16 protein-coding genes and 4 tRNA genes are annotated in these 16,085 nt (G+C 69.9%); 7 read left to right on the forward strand and 13 right to left on the reverse strand.

Annotated elements, in window-relative coordinates:
* From ASD78_RS03425 to ASD78_RS03480, 12 genes are all read right to left on the reverse strand, one after another.
* Positions 1-105: GTP-binding protein (locus tag ASD78_RS03425; RefSeq protein WP_082559638.1), on the reverse strand; the 105-nt coding region annotated here is incomplete at its 3' end.
* Positions 106-163: 58 nt separating this feature from the next.
* A tRNA-Thr gene (locus ASD78_RS03430) sits at positions 164-239 on the reverse strand.
* A 48-nt stretch (positions 240-287) separates the two neighbouring features.
* A tRNA-Gly gene (locus ASD78_RS03435) sits at positions 288-361 on the reverse strand.
* A gap of 29 nt (positions 362-390) precedes the next feature.
* Positions 391-476: transfer RNA gene (locus tag ASD78_RS03440), tRNA-Tyr, on the reverse strand.
* A 105-nt stretch (positions 477-581) separates the two neighbouring features.
* Positions 582-1,673, reverse strand: coding sequence for a redox-regulated ATPase YchF (gene ychF / locus ASD78_RS03445; RefSeq protein WP_055900841.1), 1,092 nt, complete (start codon positions 1,671-1,673; stop codon positions 582-584).
* 121 nt (positions 1,674-1,794) lie between these two features.
* Complete coding sequence (pth, locus tag ASD78_RS03450; protein WP_055900836.1) at positions 1,795-2,376, reverse strand: aminoacyl-tRNA hydrolase; 582 nt, start codon at positions 2,374-2,376, stop codon at positions 1,795-1,797.
* Positions 2,377-2,435: 59 nt separating this feature from the next.
* Entirely contained in the window at positions 2,436-3,095 is a 660-nt protein-coding gene (locus ASD78_RS03455) for a 50S ribosomal protein L25/general stress protein Ctc (RefSeq protein WP_055900833.1), read from the reverse strand.
* Between the two features lie 111 nt (positions 3,096-3,206).
* Complete coding sequence (locus ASD78_RS03460; RefSeq protein ID WP_055900830.1) at positions 3,207-4,166, reverse strand: ribose-phosphate diphosphokinase; 960 nt, start codon at positions 4,164-4,166, stop codon at positions 3,207-3,209.
* 94 nt (positions 4,167-4,260) lie between these two features.
* Positions 4,261-4,337: transfer RNA gene (locus tag ASD78_RS03465), tRNA-Gln, on the reverse strand.
* Positions 4,300-5,211, reverse strand: coding sequence for a 4-(cytidine 5'-diphospho)-2-C-methyl-D-erythritol kinase (gene ispE / locus ASD78_RS03470; protein ID WP_056098442.1), 912 nt, complete (start codon positions 5,209-5,211; stop codon positions 4,300-4,302). The genes ASD78_RS03465 and ispE overlap by 38 nt, the downstream gene beginning before the upstream one ends.
* Before the next feature lie 29 nt (positions 5,212-5,240).
* Positions 5,241-6,200 carry a lipoprotein insertase outer membrane protein LolB gene (gene lolB / locus ASD78_RS03475; protein WP_082575411.1) on the reverse strand — a complete coding sequence of 320 codons (960 nt, stop codon included), beginning with the start codon at positions 6,198-6,200 and terminating at the stop codon, positions 5,241-5,243.
* Positions 6,197-7,924: a tetratricopeptide repeat protein gene (locus ASD78_RS03480; protein ID WP_156087559.1), complete on the reverse strand. Its 1,728-nt coding sequence runs from the start codon at positions 7,922-7,924 to the stop codon at positions 6,197-6,199. The genes lolB and ASD78_RS03480 overlap by 4 nt, the downstream gene beginning before the upstream one ends.
* A 148-nt stretch (positions 7,925-8,072) precedes the next feature.
* On the opposite strand from ASD78_RS03480, the gene hemA reads away from it, so the two are divergent.
* From hemA to ppk2, 7 genes are all read left to right on the forward strand, one after another.
* Entirely contained in the window at positions 8,073-9,368 is a 1,296-nt protein-coding gene (hemA, locus tag ASD78_RS03485) for a glutamyl-tRNA reductase (protein ID WP_056098417.1), read from the forward strand.
* Between the two features lie 56 nt (positions 9,369-9,424).
* Positions 9,425-10,507, forward strand: coding sequence for a peptide chain release factor 1 (gene prfA, locus ASD78_RS03490; RefSeq protein WP_055900824.1), 1,083 nt, complete (start codon positions 9,425-9,427; stop codon positions 10,505-10,507).
* Positions 10,508-10,712: 205 nt separating this feature from the next.
* Positions 10,713-11,168 (forward strand): GNAT family N-acetyltransferase, encoded by a 456-nt coding sequence (locus ASD78_RS03495; protein WP_055900821.1) that lies wholly within the window; start codon positions 10,713-10,715, stop codon positions 11,166-11,168.
* Between the two features lie 7 nt (positions 11,169-11,175).
* Positions 11,176-12,903, forward strand: coding sequence for a tetratricopeptide repeat protein (locus ASD78_RS03500; protein ID WP_056098419.1), 1,728 nt, complete (start codon positions 11,176-11,178; stop codon positions 12,901-12,903).
* Positions 12,904-13,030: 127 nt separating this feature from the next.
* Positions 13,031-13,564: a molybdenum cofactor biosynthesis protein B gene (gene moaB / locus ASD78_RS03505; RefSeq protein WP_055900815.1), complete on the forward strand. Its 534-nt coding sequence runs from the start codon at positions 13,031-13,033 to the stop codon at positions 13,562-13,564.
* Between the two features lie 5 nt (positions 13,565-13,569).
* Positions 13,570-13,938: a helix-turn-helix domain-containing protein gene (locus ASD78_RS03510; protein ID WP_056098421.1), complete on the forward strand. Its 369-nt coding sequence runs from the start codon at positions 13,570-13,572 to the stop codon at positions 13,936-13,938.
* On the forward strand, positions 13,935-14,726 hold the full coding sequence (gene ppk2, locus ASD78_RS03515; RefSeq protein WP_056098423.1) for a polyphosphate kinase 2: 792 nt from the start codon (positions 13,935-13,937) through the stop codon (positions 14,724-14,726). The genes ASD78_RS03510 and ppk2 overlap by 4 nt, the downstream gene beginning before the upstream one ends.
* A 566-nt stretch (positions 14,727-15,292) precedes the next feature.
* Here the strand turns inward: ppk2 and ASD78_RS03520 are convergent.
* Positions 15,293-16,036: a helix-turn-helix transcriptional regulator gene (locus tag ASD78_RS03520; protein ID WP_055900806.1), complete on the reverse strand. Its 744-nt coding sequence runs from the start codon at positions 16,034-16,036 to the stop codon at positions 15,293-15,295.
* Between the last annotated feature and the right edge of the window lie 49 nt (positions 16,037-16,085).

Below are 16,085 nucleotides of genomic sequence, written 5' to 3' on the forward strand. Positions count from 1 at the left end.
CACCTTGGTCAGCGCTGCGGTCAGCGTCGTCTTGCCGTGGTCCACGTGGCCGATGGTGCCCACGTTCACGTGCGGCTTGGTGCGCTCGAATTTACCCTTGGCCATGACTCGCTTCTCGCTTGGTTTCTTTAGGTGGCTTGTTGCGTTTGACGTACTGCTTGGATGGTGCTCACGAAAGGAATCGAACCTTCGACCTCCTCCTTACCAAGGAGGTGCTCTACCGACTGAGCTACGTGAGCGTGAAACCTTGCTAACCGTTGTAGTGGTGTCGCCTGGAGCTAAATCAATGGAGCGGGAGACGGGGATCGAACCCGCACCATCAGCTTGGAAGGCTGAGGTTCTACCATTGAACTACTCCCGCGCCGGAAACCACTACAGCGTTGGAACTTTTGGTGGAGGGAGGTGGATTCGAACCACCGAAGGCGTAAGCCAGCAGATTTACAGTCTGCCCCCGTTGGCCGCTTGGGTATCCCTCCAAAAGAGCCCGCAATTCTGGCGCCCGAAACGGAGGAAGTCAACGCGTCCGGACGTAAGTTTCGCAGATTTTTTTACCGAGTGCGCAACTCGGGGCATTTCAGCGATCAAACATTGAAGCGGAAGTGCAGCACATCGCCTTCCTGGACCCGATATTCCTTGCCTTCCAGGCGCAACCGGCCGGCGTCGCGGGCGCCGGATTCGCCCTTGTACTTGATGTAGTCGTCGTAGCCGATGGTCTCGGCGCGGATGAAGCCCTTCTCGAAGTCGGTGTGGATCACCGCGGCGGCCTGCGGCGCGGTCGAGCCGGCCTTGACGGTCCAGGCGCGGACTTCCTTGACCCCGGCGGTGAAGTAGGTCTGCAGGCCCAGCAGGGCGTAGGCGGCGCGGATGACCCGGTTCAGGCCCGGCTCGTCCAGGCCCAGGTCGGCCAGGAAGGCGTCGCGGTCGGCGTCCTCGAGCTGGCTGAGCTCCTCCTCGATGGCGGCCGAGACCGGCACCACCTGGGCGCCCTCGCCGACCGCGCGGGCGCGCACGGCGTCCAGGTGCGGATTGCCCTCGAAACCGTCCTCGAGCACGTTGGCCACGTACATGACCGGCTTGAGGGTCAGCAGGAACAGGTCGCGGACCTGGGCGACGTCGTCCTCGGACAGGCCCAGCGCGCGCGCCGGCTTGCCGGCGTCCAGGCCGGCGCGGACCCGGCCCAGGACCTCGGCACGGGCCTTGGCGTCCTTGTCGCCGGTCTTGGCGCTGCGCTCGGCGCGCTGCAGGGCGCGCTCGACCGATTCCAGGTCGGCCAGGGCCAGCTCGGTGTCGATGGTCTCGATGTCGGCGATCGGGTCGACCTTGTTGTTGACGTGGATCACGTCGCTGTTTTCGAAGCAGCGCACCACATGGGTGATCGCGTCGACCTCGCGGATATGGGCCAGGAACTTGTTGCCCAGGCCCTCGCCGCTGGCGGCGCCGGCGACCAGGCCGGCGATGTCGACGAACTCGACCGCGGTCGGGATGCACTTCTGCGGCTTGACGATCTCGGCCAGCGCGTTCAGGCGCGGATCCGGCACCGGGACCACGCCCACGTTCGGCTCGATGGTGCAGAACGGGAAGTTGGCGGCGGCGATGCCGGCCTTGGTCAGGGCGTTGAAAAGGGTCGACTTGCCGACATTAGGCAGGCCGACGATGCCGCATTTGATGCCCATGAATGGCGCCGTCCGGGTGGAGAAAGTGAAAGGGAAAGATCGGCCGCGGCCGCGCTTTGCCATTGACTCTCGATGCTGGAAAACCGTCGCGGCGGCTCGCCGGCCACGTTCCGCCGGGCACTCAGGCCCTGGGGGTGTGCAATCGCGTCATCGCGTCCATGAAGTTGCCCTGCACCGCCAGCGGCAGCACGTCGATGGCGTCGTCGATGGAACGCAGGATCGAGGCCTCGTCGTCCTTGCCGGGACGGCCTAGCACCCACGGGGTGACCTTGTCCTTGTGGCCGGGATGGCCGATGCCCAGGCGCAGACGGTGGAACTTGCCGTGCCCGAGCAGCTTGATGGTGTCGCGCAGGCCGTTCTGGCCGCCGTGGCCGCCGTCGAACTTGAGCCGCGCCGTGCCCGGGGGCAGGTCGAGCTCATCGTGCGCCAGCAGCGCCTCTTCCGGCTCGATCTTCCAGTAGCGCAGGGCCGCGGTGACCGACTTGCCGGAGAGATTCATGAACGTGGCCGGCTTCAGCAGCCAGACCGGGCGTCCGCCGATCTCGACCTTCGAGGTCTCGCCGAACAGCTTGGACTCCAGGCCGAAGCGGCCGCCGAACTTCTCGTTCAAAGCGTCCACAAACCAGAACCCGGCGTTGTGCCGGGTCCGGGTGTGTTCGGCGCCGGGGTTGCCCAGGCCGACGATCAGGCGCAGTTCCGCCATGGATCACGACAGTCCGCGAACGCGAACCGGCGCGCCGGTCAGGGCGCGCCGGCAGGCGATCACTTCTTGTCTTCGTCCTTCTTGGCGACCTTGGCAGCCGGCACGTCGGCGGCCGGTGCGTCGGTGGCCTCTTCGACCTCTTCCTTGCCGTGCTTGGCGATCACGACGGCGACGTCGTGTTCCTTGCCCAGCTTCAGCTCGGGGATCTCGACGCCCTTGGGCAGCTTCAGCTCCGACAGGTGGACGATGTCGCCCACGGCCAGGGCCGACAGGTCGACCTCGAGGAACTCCGGCAGGTCCTTCGGCAAGCAGCTGATTTCGACTTCGTTGAGTTCGTGGGTGACCACGACGTCGGCAGCCTTGCCGGCCGGCGACTTGTCCTCGTTGAGGAAGTGCAGCGGCACGGCGACGCGGATCGCCTGGTTCTCGTCCACGCGCTGGAAGTCCAGGTGCATGATGATCTGCTTGTACGGATGGCGCTGCATGTCACGCAGCAGCACGCTCTCGGACTTGCCGTCGACGTCCAGGGTCAGGATCGAGGAGTAGAACCACTCGTTCTGGCTGGCCAGCCAGACCTTCTCGTGATCGAGCTGGACGGGCTGCGGCGCGGCCTTGCCACCGTAGATGATGGCCGGGATGCTGGCGGCACGACGCAGGCGGCGGCTCGCACCCTTACCCTCGACGCTGCGGCCAGTGGCCTTGATGATGTGTTCGGACATTGTTGTTTACTCACGTTTACGGCGTTGGACCGCCTCGCGGCGGTATAGACGCTCACCCGCGACCAGGTGAGCGGTGTTGCGTCCGCGGCCGGGGCCGCGAGCGCGAATTCGTCAATCCACGTACAGCGAACTCACCGACTCGCCGAAGGCGATGCGGCGGATGGTTTCGGCCAGCAGCTCGGCGACGCTGAGCTGACGGATGCGGCCGCAGGCCCGGGCCGCTTCGGTGAGCGGGATGGTGTCGGTCACCACCAGCTCGTCCAGCTGCGAACGGGTCACGTTGTCGATCGCCGCGCCCGACAGCACCGGGTGGGTGCAGTACGCGACCACCTTGGTCGCGCCCTGCGCCTTGAGCGCGGCCGCGGCTGCGCACAGGGTGCCGGCGGTGTCGACGATGTCGTCGACCAGCACGCAGGTCTTGCCCGACACGTCGCCGATGATGTTCATCACCGTCGACACGTTGGCGCGCGGCCGGCGCTTGTCGATGATCGCCAGGTCGGCGTCGTCGAGGCGCTTGGCGATCGCGCGGGCGCGGACCACGCCGCCCACGTCCGGAGACACCACCACCATGTTGTCGGTGCCGTGCGCGCGCCAGATGTCGGCGAGCAGCAGCGGCGAGGCGTAGACGTTGTCGACCGGGATGTCGAAGAAGCCCTGGATCTGATCCGCATGCAGATCGACCGTGAGCACCCGGTCGGCGCCGACCGCGCCGAACATCTTGGCCGCGACCTTGGCCGTGATCGGCACGCGCGAGGAGCGCATGCGGCGATCCTGGCGGGCGTAGCCGAAGTACGGCACCACCGCGGTCACGCTGGTCACCGATGCGCGCTTGAGCGCGTCGATCAGGACCAGCAGCTCCATGAAGTTCTCGGCCGTCGGCGCGTTCGTCGGCTGAATGACGAACACTTCCTGCCGGCGCACGTTTTCTTCGATCTCGACCTGCACTTCGCCGTCGGAGAACCGCCCGACCAGCGCCTTGCCGAGACGGATGCCGAGTTCCTTGCACACCGCCAGCGCGAGCGGGCGGTTGGCGTTGCCGCTGAATACCAGCAGGCTGCGATCGTTCTGCACTTTGTCTTCTCCGCTTCGCTCTGACCGTGGCGGGCGACGTCCATGTCCGATCCGGAGGTCTGGGCCGGATCGGGCCTTTACATTGGGGTGTTGCTGGCAGGGGCGGTAGGATTCGAACCTACGAATGCCAGGATCAAAACCTGGTGCCTTGGGCCTCTTGGCGACGCCCCTGCATAAGGTGTGTTTCGAGTACGTCGCGCAACGCAGACCGCGCGACGCCGGCCGCCACCCAGGCCCGAAGGCCGGACGGCAATTCCAGCAGCGCGGATTCGGCGGATTCGCGCGTGGCGAACTCGACGAAACAGCCGCTACCGGAACCGGTCAGGCGCGGTGAACCGATCCGCGCCAAGGCGGCGAACGCGGCCTCGACGGCCGGCTCGCGCAGGCGCAGAACCGGCTCGAACGCATTCCCGAGCGGCATACCCGAAACGAAGTCCGACATTGTCGCGGGCGCGGCATCCCGCGTCAATTCAGCAGATTGGAATAAAGCCGCGGTGGGCGCGTGCACGCCGGGGTCGGCGAGCACGTACCAGGCCGGCGCCAGATCGATCGGCGACAGGGCCTCGCCCACGCCTTCGGCCCAGGCGTTGTCGCCGCGCACGAACACCGGCACGTCGGCGCCCAGCTTCAGGCCCAGCTCGGCCAGCCGCTCCACGCCCAGGCCGGTGCCCCAGAGCGCATCCAGGGCGACCAGCACGGTCGCGGCATCGGACGAGCCGCCGCCGAAGCCGCCGCCGGCCGGAATGCGCTTTTCGATGACGATGTCTACGCCTTTGCCGACGTTGGCTGCTTCTTTTAGCAACTTGGCTGCGCGGACGGTCAGATCCTGATCTTCCGCGACGCCCGCCACCGAGGCGCCATGGCGGACGATGCGACCGTCGTCGCGCACCCGCAGCCGGATCGAGTCTCCCCAGTCAAGGAGACGGAATACGGTCTGCAGCAGGTGGTAGCCGTCGGCGCGGCGGCCGGTGATGCGCAGGAACAGGTTCAGCTTGGCCGGGGCGGGCCAGAGGGACCAGGGGTGGTCGCTGTCGGGGGCGGGCATGGCGGGCGACGAATCGGAGGACGGCGCGGTCAGTCCGCGGACGGAGGATTCGCCCGCAGCCAGGCATCGAGGGCTGCGTTGTAGGTTCGCGCATAGGCTGCGGCCTGCCGCATAAGCCGCTCATGCTCGGCGTTCTCGATCATGTCGCCGGTACCGGAAAGATTGCGCACGCGAACCCGGCGCTCGCTGTCCGCGCTCAGGCCGGGGGCGTTGCAGGCATAGCCGCAGATGCCGATCGCGCTCAGATCGCCCGCCGCCAGATTCACTGCAAGATCGGCGGCGGGATCGGCGAGGTTCAGCGCCGCCAGCTCATTGCGCAGCTGAACGGTTTGCGCGCCTTGCAGCGGCGCACCGGCGACGCTGGCCGACCCCTGCCACTCATCCACGATCAACTTCACCTTGGCGTCCCCGCGCACCGCATCCAGCCGCGACGGCAGCGAGGGACGGCCGGAACCCTCGGCCGCTGGCCAGCGGTAGTCGATGCTCCAGCCGCCCTGCTCGATCCGGGCCGGACGGCCGTCGGCGCCGTAGCGCACGTCCGCCGGCGCTTGCCCTTGGGCGCGCAGGCCGCGCACCCAGTCGCTCAGGGCAGCGATCGGGATCTCCCAGCCGGTGGCCTCGCGCAGCAGCGCGGCGGCGTCCGGGCCGCTGCGGGTGCCGCCTTCCAGACCTTCCAGGCGCGCGCCGGCGGCATCGCCGCTGAGGCGCCAGCTCTGGCGGGTGACCGGGGCGCTGAGCGCGACTTCGTAACGGGCGCCGTTCTGGCGCCACTCGATCCGGCCGGAGCCGCCGTTGCGGCCGTTGCTGAGCGCGATGCGGCCGCTCAAAGACCATTCGGACTGCTCGCGCAGCGCGGATTCGCGGGCGACCTGGGCGGCCTCGACGGCGGCCGGCGACAGCGCCGGCGGGGCCGGGCCGCGCACGGCCTGCCCGGCGCAGGCGCTCAGCAGCGCGGCCAGGGCCGCGGCGGTCAGCGCCCGCGCGCTCATGCGCCGGTCTTTTCCAGGGCGCGCTTGAGGGCGCGGTTGTCGGGGTCGAGCTTGCGCGCCTGATCGAAATACTTGCGCGCCTCGTCCTTCTTGCCGACCGCCCACAGCACCTCGGCCAGGTGCGAGGCGATCTCCGGGTCCTTCTGCAGGGTCAGGGCGCGGCGCAGCTCCGCCAAGGCTTCCTGATGGCGGCCCAGGCGGTAGAGCACCCAGCCGTAGCTGTCGATGATCGCGGCGTTGTCGGGCTCGGCGGTGCGGGCGCGCTGGATCAGCTCCAGCGCCTCCTGATAGCGGGTGGTGCGGTCGGCCAGGGTGTAGCCGAGCGCGTTGAGCGCGGCCACGCTGTCGGGCTCGGCGACCAGGATGCGGCGGAAATCGGCCTCGGCGCGCGGGATGTCGTCGCTGCGCTCATAGCTCAGGGCGCGGGCGTAGAGGATTTCCGGCTCGTCCGGGAACGCGGCCAGGCCGCGCGCGAAGGCGTCGAGCTCGCCGGCGTCGTTCTTGTCCTCGGCGCGCAGCGCGGCTTCCAGCAGGTAGGCGTCGCGGCGGGTGTCGTCGTCGGCCGAGGCGTCGGCCTGCATCGCGCTCAGCGCGGCGTAGGCCTCGTCGGCGCGCTTGAGCTCGTGCAGCACGTTGGCCGCGCGCAGCTTGGCGACCCAGCGCTGCGGGCCGCCGGGCACGCCGCGGTACCAGTCCAGGGCCTCGTCGTTGTGCTCCAGGAATTCGGCGATCTGGCCCAGCAGCAGGCGCCGGCCCGGCTCGGGCTTGGCGGCGTTGCGGCGCAGCTCGTCGTAGAGCGCGGTCAGGGTCTTCTTGTCTTCGGCGCGCGCCAGCAGCGAGGCGCGCAGGGCGTAGGTCTGGTCGTCCTGCTCGCCGCGTCCCATCACCGCCGCGGCCGTCGGCAGGTCGCCGAGGGCGTCGTATTCCTGGGCGATCAGGCCGCGCAGCTGCGGGTCGGCGTCGGCCTGGTCGGTGATCGACTCCAGCACCTTGCGGGTTTCGTCCTTCTTGCCTTCCTCGCGCAGCTGGCTGGCGCGCAGCAGGCTCACGCGCGGATTGCCGGGGAAACGCTCGACCACCTCACCGACGATGCGCTCGGTCAGCTTGGGCTGGTCCAGGCGCTGGGCGTACAGGCCGAAGGCGACCCAGGCCATCAGATCCTTGGGCATCTGGCTGCCGTCGATCAGCTTTTCCAGCAGGCGCGCGGCCTGCTGCGGGTCTTTGGAGCCGGTCGAGAGCACGCCCAGCACCCGCCGCCAGCCGGTTTCGTCGGCCAGCATCAGGCGGTCGAGGTCGCGCAGGGCGGCGCGTTCGTCGCCGCCGCGCAGGGCCAGGATCGCCTGCGAGGCCAGCAGCGGCGCGCCGTCGCCGCCGAGCTCGCGCCACAGCGCCAGCGACTCGGCGGCCAGCTTGTCCTCCTTGGCCACGATCGCGATATCGGTGGCGCGCGCCGCCAGGTCTTTGTCCTTGGCGGCGCGGGCGGCGGCGGCGTAGGCGGTCGCGGCCTCCTTGAGCTTGCCGGCCTGGAGCGCGAATTCGCCGGTCAGCAAAGGCTCCAGCGCGGCGCTGGTCGCGGCCGAGGCGTCGGCGGGCAGCGCCTGCGCCGGTTTGGCCGAGGGCGCGGCGGCGGCGGGCGCCAGCAGGACGGCCAGGACGGCGCCGGCCAGGACGGTCAGGGCGCGCGGGGTGGCGCGGCGGCTTGAGACAACATGAATCGAACCCATCGAATCCATCGAATTCGTCGAAACCAAACGGGCCGGTAGAATGGCGGCCTTCAGCAGCCCGCAGCTTATCGCAAGCACCTGAACGGATGTCCCCTACCCCGCCCCGTCGACCGCCGTCGGCGCATGCCCCAGGACGCATCACTGTCCGATGAGCTTGTTCGTCCTAGGCATCAACCACCAGACCGCGCCGGTCAGCCTGCGCGAGCGGGTCGCGTTCTCGTCCGAGACCGTGCCGGCCGCGCTGGCGGCGCTGCGCGCGTTGCCGCAGGTCAGCGAGGTCGCGCTGCTGTCGACCTGTAACCGCACCGAGCTGTATGCGGTCGCCGACGACGACGGCCGCGCCCTGGCCGACTGGCTGGCCACGCACCCGCAGGACATGGGCGACCTGCACGCCTATCTGTATCGCCACCGCGACGCCGACGCCGTGCGCCACCTGTTCCGGGTCGCGACCGGGCTGGACTCGCTGGTGTTGGGCGAGCCGCAGATCCTGGGTCAGGTCAAGGACGCCTGGGCCACCGCGCGCAATGCAGGCAGCCTGGGCAGTCAGCTCGACCGCCTGTTCCAGCAGGCGTTCTCGACCGCCAAGCGCGCCCGCACCGACACCCGCATCGGCGCCAATCCGGTGTCGGTGGCGTCGGCCGCGGTGCGGCTGGCGCAGGAATCCTTCGCCCGCCTGGAGGACTCGACCGTGCTGCTGATCGGCGCGGGCGAGACCATCGAACTGGCCGCGCGCCACCTGGTGCAGGCCAAGGCCAAGCGCCTGCTGATCGCCAACCGCACCCTCAGCCACGCCCAGGACCTGGCCAGCCGCCACGGCGGCGTGGCCCTGCCGCTGTCGGAACTCGACCGCCACCTGGGCGAGGCCGACATCGTGCTGTCGGCCACCGCCAGCCGCGAACCGATCCTGCATCGGCCCCAGGTCGCCGCCGCGCTCGCCACCCGCAAGCATCGGCCGATGCTGCTGCTGGACCTGGCGGTGCCGCGCGACATCGCCGCGGACGTGGCCGATCTCAAGGACACCTTCCTCTACACCGTCGACGACCTCGAACGGGCGATCGAGGACAACCGCCGCAGCCGCCGCGAGGCCGCGACCGAAGCCGAGGCGATCGTCGATCTGCAGGTCGCGCGCTTCGTCGAAACCATGGCCGCGAGCACCCGCACCGCGCCGCTCAAGCGCCTGCGCGCGCACGGCGAAGCCGCGCGCGCCGAAGTGCTGGCCAAGGCCAAGCAGCAGCTCGACGCCGGGCAGGACCCGGCCGAAGTGCTGAACTTCCTCGCCCACACCCTGACCAACCGCCTGCTGCACGCACCGACCATCGCCCTGCGCGAGGCCGCGCTCAGCGGCAACGCCGAACTCGCGCGGGCGGCGGACAAGCTGTTTCCGGAGCCGCCGAGAGAGGCAAGCGACGCCGCGTCGGAGTCGGATTCCGGCCGCGAAGCCTAGCGACGCCCACACGCGTCGTTCGCTTTGCCACTCCCGAATCCCAAATCCCGGCTCCCATGACCCCGACCCTGCGCCGCAAACTGGAAGCCCTCGCCGAGCGTCGCGAGGAACTCGAACGCATGCTCGCCGACCCGGGCGTGATCGGCGACGCCGAGCGCTTCCGCAAGTTCTCGCGCGAATTCGCCCAGCTGGAACCGGTCGCGACCGCCTTGGCCGACGAGGCCCGCGCCAAGGCCGACCTGGCCGCGGCCGAGGCCATGCGCGGCGATCCGGAACTGCGCGAACTGGCCGAGGAAGAAATCGCCGCCGCGCGCGAACGCCTGCAGACCCTGGACACCGAACTGCTCGCGCACCTGATCCCCAAGGACCCGCGCGACGAGGGCGACCTGTATCTGGAAGTGCGCGCCGGCACCGGCGGCGACGAGGCCGCGATCTTCGCCGGCGACCTGTTCCGCATGTACGCACGCTACGCCGAACGTCAGGGCTGGAAGGTCGAGATCGAATCCTCCAGCGCCGGCGAGCACGGCGGTTTCAAGGAAGTCATCGCCCGGGTCGAAGGCCGCGGCGCGTATTCGCGGCTCAAGTTCGAATCCGGCACGCATCGGGTCCAGCGCGTGCCGGACACCGAATCACAGGGCCGCATCCACACCTCGGCGGCGACGGTGGCGATCATCCCGGTCGAGCCCGAGGGCGAACCGATCGAGATCAACCCCGCCGATCTGCGCGTGGACACCTTCCGCTCCTCCGGCGCCGGCGGCCAGCACGTCAACAAGACCGACTCGGCGATCCGCATCACCCACGCCCCCAGCGGGATCGTGGTCGAAAGCCAGACCGAGCGCAGCCAGCACGCCAACCGCGACAAGGCGATGAAGCGGCTGAAGGCGATGCTGGCCGAGGCCCAGATCGCCAAGGCCGCGGCCGCCCAGGCCGAGACCCGCAAGCTGCAGGTCGGCAGCGGCGACCGCAGCCAGCGCATCCGCACCTACAACTTCCCGCAAGGCCGCATCACCGACCACCGCGTCGAAGGTTTGACCTTGTACGACCTGCCGAACGTGATCGCGGGCGATCTGGATGCGCTGGTCGCGCGGCTGATGCAGGAGCATCAGGCCGATGAGCTGGCGCGGCTGACTTCGGATTAAGAGCGGCCCTCATCCGCCCTGCGGGCACCTTCTCCCGCGAGCGGGAGAAGGGACGGCGAGAACACGCCATCTACCCCTCCCCGATGCTGCTTAGCCCCTCTCCCGCCCGCGGGAGAGGGGTTGGGGTGAGGGCCGCGCCACCCCCGCGATGACGCCCCGCATCCCGAGCGCCATAATCCGACCTCCCTCGCCGGATCGATCGCCCATGAGCCCCACCGTCCGCCGCGCCAGTCTCGACGACCTCGACGCGCTCGCGCCGCTGTTCGACCGCTACCGGCACTTCTATACGCAGCGTTACGACGAAGACGCCTCGCGCGCCTTCATCGCCCAGCGTCTGCAGCGCGACGAGTCGGCGGTGTTCCTGGCCGAACTCGACGCCGCGCCGGTCGGCTTCACCCAGCTCTATCCGACGTTTTCCTCGGTGCGCGCGGCGCGGGTGTGGGTGCTCAACGATCTGTTCGTGAACGCCGACGCGCGCCGCCGCGGCGTCGCCCAGGCGCTGCTGGACGCCGCGGCCGGCTTCGCCCGCGCCGACGGTGCGGTGCGCCTGGAACTGGAAACCAATCCCGACAACGCGACCGCGCAGGCGCTGTACGACGCCGGCGGCTGGCAGCGCTACGACGGCACCCTGCGCTACCACCTGCCGTTGACCGCGGCCTGAGCCGGCTTTGAACGACCCGCGCGCCGAACTGCGCCTGGCCCTGCAACGCAATCCGGGCGATGCGATCGCCTGGATCGTGCTGGCCGAACACGAGCTCGACGCCGGCGACGCCGCGGCCGGCGCCAGCGCGGCGCAACGCGCGCTGACCCTGCGCCCCGGCCATCCCGAAGCGCTGGCGCGACTGGGCCGCGCGCAATGGATGCTGGGCCGGCGCGAGGACGCCGTCGCGAGCCTGCGCGAGGCCGCGCGCAATGCGCCCGACCACCCCGGCATCGCGGTCTGGCTGGGGCACGCCCTGGAAGACGCCGGCGAGGCCGAAGCCGCCTCGCAGGCCTACGCCCGTGCGCACGCGCTCGCGCCCGACGAACCGCAGCTGGCCGCGTATCTGCTGGCCTGGCGCCGCAAGCTCTGCGACTGGCGCGATCTCGACTCGCTGTCGCGCCAGGTCCGCGACGCGGTCGCGGCCGGGCGCGCCGCGGTGGAACCGTTCGCCTTCCTCAGCGAAGACGCCGACGCCGCCGAGCAACTGCGCTGCGCGCGTTTGCGCGCGGCCGAGATCGCGCGTGCGGTGCGCCCCTTGCCCGCGGCGGCCGCGCGCGCCGACGACGGCGCGCCGGTCCGTGCAGGTTTCCTGTCCAACGGTTTCGGCGCGCATCCGACCGGCCTGCTCACGGTTGCATTGTTCGAGGCGCTGAAGTCGCAGCCCGGCCTGGAGCTGCACCTGTTCGCGCTCAACGGCGACGACGGCGGCCCGGTGCGGCAACGCCTGCGCGCGGCCGCGCATGCGCTGCACGACGTTTCGCAGCGCCCGCACGCGCAGGTCGCCGCGGCGATCCGCGGCGCCGGCATCGAGGTGCTGTTCGACCTGCGCGGCTGGGGCGGCGGCGGCGTGCCGGAAGCCCTCGCGCTGCGGCCGGCGCCGGTGCAGGTCAATTGGCTGGCCTATCCCGGCACTTCGGGCGCGCCCTGGATCGACTACGTGCTCGCCGACCGCTATGCCCTGCCCGACGGGATGGCGCCGCATTACAGCGAGGCCGTGGCCTGGCTGCCGCGTTGCTTCCAGCCCTCCGACACCGCGCGCGCGATTCCGCCGCCGCCGTCGCGCGCCGCCTGCGGCCTGCCCGACACCGGCACTGTGTTCGCTTGCTTCAACAACAGCTACAAGCTCAACCCGCGCAGCATGGGGCGGGCCCTGGCGGTGCTGCGCGAGGTGCCGGACAGCGTGCTGTGGTTGTTGTCCGGGCCGGGCGAGGCCGACGCGCGCCTGCGCGCGTTCGCGCAGGCGCAGGGCGTGGCGCCGCAACGGCTGGTGTTCATGCCCAAGCAGCCGCACGCCGACTATCTGGCGCGGCTGCAACAGGCCGATCTGTTCCTGGACACCGAGCCCTACAACGCCCACACCACCGCCTCCGACGCGCTCTGGGCCGGCTGCCCGGTGCTGACCCACCCCGGCGCGACCTTCGCCGCGCGCGTCGCCGGCAGCCTGAACCATCACCTCGGCCTGACCAGCATGAATGTCGACGACGATGCGGCCTTCATCGCCCGCGCGATCGCGCTGGGCAGCGACCGCGCCGCGCTGACCGCCCTGCGCGCCGAACTGGCGCAACGGCGTAGCGACAGCGGCCTGTTCGACATGGCCGGCTTCGCGCTCGATTTCGCCGCCGCCGTCGCGACCATGGCGCAGCGGCATCGACGCCAGCTGCCGCCGGCGCCGTTCGAGCTCGCAGCGCGTTGAACGGCTCTTTCGCATCCGCCGAAGCAAGGCTTTGGGGCAGGAGCGGCGCAAACCGCGACCACGCCCGCCGACCGCCCGCGCACTCGCGCCGCCCCCTCTCCACCACGATTGCGCTAGGCTTCGCCGCATGACCGCAGAACGCGATTTCATTCCCTTGCGACTGTGCGTGCTGACCGTATCGGACTCGCGCACCCTGGCCGAAGACAGTTCCGGCGACTACCTGGTGCAGTCGCTGAGCGAGGCCGGCCACCGCCTCGGCGAGCGCCGGCTGCTGCCCGACGACCGCTACCGCCTGCGCGCGGCGGTATCGCAGTGGATCGCCGACCCCGAGATCGACGGCGTGCTGGTCACCGGCGGCACCGGCTTCACCGGCCGCGACTCCACGCCCGAAGCGCTGCTGCCCTTGCTGGACAAGCAAATGCCCGGTTTCGGCGAGCTGTTCCGCTCGCTCAGCTTCGACGAGATCGGCACCTCGACCCTGCAGTCGCGCGCCTTCGCCGGCCTGGCCAACGCCACCTTCGTGTTCTGCCTGCCGGGCTCGACCTCGGCCTGCCGCACCGCCTGGGAAAAGATCATCCGCGCCCAGCTCGACGCGCGCACCCGGCCCTGCAATCTCGCCACCCTGCGTCCCCGTTTGCTCGAACCCGCTCACAAGGAGTGATCGCCATGCCGCTAGGTACCACCTTGCGACTGCTCGCCAAGGCCCGCGGCATGAACGCCGCCGACATCGCCACCGCGATCCCGCGCGCCGGCGTGGCCACGGTCAGCGCCTGGCTGCAGGGCGAAAAGCTGCCCGGCAAGGACCAGCTCGACGCGCTCGCCCGCACCTTCGGCGTGCCCGCGGGCGCGCTGCTGTCGGAGCTGGCCAGCACCTTCGACCCGGCCCGCACCCAGGGCGAGCACGACCTGCTCGCCGCCTACCGCGCGCTCAACACCACCCAACAAGGCGCCTTGCTCGAAGTCGCCACCGCGATGGCCGGCACCAAACGCAGCCGCCCGGCGCGCGCGCCGGCCAAGAAGAAGGCCCGGCGATGAGCAAGCTCAAGCGCAAGGACTACGAAGCCCAGCTCGAAGCGCTGCAGCTGGAACTGGCCGATGTCGCGCGCTGGGTCCAGCACAGCGGCCGCCGCATCGTCATCCTGTTCGAGGGCCGCGACACCGCCGGCAAGGGCGGCGCGATCAACACCATCACCGAGCACCTCAACCCGCGCCAGTGCCACGTCGTCGCCCTGCCCAAGCCCAACGACCGCGAAAGCACCCAGTGGTATTTCCAGCGCTACGTGCCGCACCTGCCCGCGGCCGGCGAGATCGTGCTGTTCGACCGCAGCTGGTACAACCGCGCCGGCGTCGAGCAGGTGATGGGTTTCGCCAAGCCGGACCAAGTCGCCGCCTTCCTCAAGCAGGCGCCTGCGTTCGAGAAGCTGCTCACCGACGACGGCATCGTCCTGTTCAAGTATTGGCTGTGCTGCGACCAGGCCGAGCAAGAGGAACGTTTCGCCGAACGCCTGGCCGACCCGCTCAAGCGCTGGAAGCTGTCGTCGATCGACGTCGAGGCGCGCAAGCTCTACGACGACTACACCCGCGCCCGCGAAGCCATGCTCGCGGCCACGCACAGCAAGCACGCGCCGTGGACCCTGGTCGATTTCAACGACCAGCGCCAGGGCCGCCTGAGCCTGATCCGCGACCTGCTGTCGCGCGCGCCGGAGCACAAGCTGCCGGAAAGCACGCTGGAATTCCCGCCGCTGCCGGGTAAGCCTAAAAAAGAGCGCTACGGCGCGCTCAAGCCGATCCCGAACAAGCCGGCGGCCAGCAAGAAGAAGTGAAACCGCGCGGCCGTTCGCGCTGGACGGTCGCGACTCACGTCGCTCCTACCCCACAATCGCCCCGCCTTGGGTAGGAGCGGCGTGAGCCGCGACCGCGAAACATCGCAAAACCGCGTGGCCCACCGACTGCACGACGCAACCGAAGCGGCGCGGCCGTTCGCATTCCCTCATCGCGACTCACGTCGCTCCCACAGACAGCGCCGACGCCTCATGTGGGAGCGACGTGAGTCGCGATCGCGGAACATCGCAAAACCGCGCAACCCCACCGACTGCGCGACGCACACCGAAGCGGCGCGGCCGTTCGCATTCCATCGTCGCGACTCACGTCGCTCCTACCCCACAACCGCCCCGCCTGGGGTAGGAGCGGCGTGAGCCGCGACCGCGAAACATCGCAAAACCGCGTGACCCCATCGAATGCGCGACGCGCAACCGAAGCTCCGCGCCCGTTCGCACTCCCCCATCGCGACTCACGTCGCTCCTACCCCACAACCGCCCTGCCTTGGGTAGGAGCGGCGTGAGCCGCGACCGCTTTACCGACGAACCCTCCCGCCTCCCAACCTCTCCAGCTAGCCCGCCTGCGACCGCCGATACGGCTGGAACAGCTGCAGCAGCCACGGCTTCTGCGCCAACACCAGGCTCACGCCGACCCGATCCCGCGCGCTCAGCGCGGCATCGCGCGCCAGCAGCGAGTCGAATTCGCGCGCGACCTCGCCCAGGCGCTGCTTGAGCTGGCGGATGCCGGCGATGCTCAGGCTGCCGCTGAGCAGCAACAGCACGTCCTGTTCGCCGTCGAAGGGGTCGGCGAAGAAATCGCCGAGCAGGTTCAGACGGAAATACCGTTCCATCGGCCCGTCGGCGCGCCAGCGGAAGTTGCGCGCGGTCAGCGGGCGGCCGCGGTTGCCGGGCATCAGTTCGATGATGCCGAGCCGGTCCAGCCGCACCAGCAGCCGGGTCCACTGCGCGTCGTCGAACAGGAAGTGCTCCTGCACGTCCTCCTGCTTCCAGCGATTGAGGGTCAGGAACGCGGCCAGCAGCAGCGCCGGCTCATCGACCAGGGCCTGCTCCTGGGCCTCGCTGAGCTCGGCCATGGCCTTGCGCCCGCGCGCGGCTTCGGCGCTGAGTTCGGCCAGGCCGACATCCAGCACGTCGCAGATCTGCTCCAGCCGCTCCAGGCTCATGGCGCGCTTGGAGAACATGCGTTTGACCGCGGCCTCGCTGAGCTTCAGCCGGGTCGCCAGGTCGCGGTAAGTGAGGTCCTGCGCGCGCAGGAAACGTTTGAGGGCGTCGACGAGTTCTAGGGACAGGGCCATGGGTATAAAAATACGCTACCCGGCAGCGCGACGGGAGCCACCCCGCCGA

The sequence above is a fragment of the Lysobacter sp. Root667 genome (assembly GCF_001427715.1).
Taxonomy (GTDB): domain Bacteria; phylum Pseudomonadota; class Gammaproteobacteria; order Xanthomonadales; family Xanthomonadaceae; genus Lysobacter.

Bases quoted from the DNA above. Each gene is read 5' to 3' on its own strand.
- ychF (WP_055900841.1), bottom strand. From the start codon at position 1,673: ATGGGCATCAAATGCGGCATCGTCGGCCTGCCTAATGTCGGCAAGTCG.
- pth (WP_055900836.1), bottom strand. From the start codon at position 2,376: ATGGCGGAACTGCGCCTGATCGTCGGCCTGGGCAACCCCGGCGCCGAA.
- ASD78_RS03455 (WP_055900833.1), bottom strand. From the start codon at position 3,095: ATGTCCGAACACATCATCAAGGCCACTGGCCGCAGCGTCGAGGGTAAG.
- ispE (WP_056098442.1), bottom strand. From the start codon at position 5,211: ATGCCCGCCCCCGACAGCGACCACCCCTGGTCCCTCTGGCCCGCCCCG.
- lolB (WP_082575411.1), bottom strand. From the start codon at position 6,200: ATGAGCGCGCGGGCGCTGACCGCCGCGGCCCTGGCCGCGCTGCTGAGC.
- ASD78_RS03480 (WP_156087559.1), bottom strand. From the start codon at position 7,924: ATGGGTTCGATTCATGTTGTCTCAAGCCGCCGCGCCACCCCGCGCGCC.
- hemA (WP_056098417.1), top strand. From the start codon at position 8,073: ATGAGCTTGTTCGTCCTAGGCATCAACCACCAGACCGCGCCGGTCAGC.
- prfA (WP_055900824.1), top strand. From the start codon at position 9,425: ATGACCCCGACCCTGCGCCGCAAACTGGAAGCCCTCGCCGAGCGTCGC.
- ASD78_RS03495 (WP_055900821.1), top strand. From the start codon at position 10,713: ATGAGCCCCACCGTCCGCCGCGCCAGTCTCGACGACCTCGACGCGCTC.
- moaB (WP_055900815.1), top strand. From the start codon at position 13,031: ATGACCGCAGAACGCGATTTCATTCCCTTGCGACTGTGCGTGCTGACC.
- ASD78_RS03510 (WP_056098421.1), top strand. From the start codon at position 13,570: ATGCCGCTAGGTACCACCTTGCGACTGCTCGCCAAGGCCCGCGGCATG.
- ppk2 (WP_056098423.1), top strand. From the start codon at position 13,935: ATGAGCAAGCTCAAGCGCAAGGACTACGAAGCCCAGCTCGAAGCGCTG.
- ASD78_RS03520 (WP_055900806.1), bottom strand. From the start codon at position 16,036: ATGGCCCTGTCCCTAGAACTCGTCGACGCCCTCAAACGTTTCCTGCGC.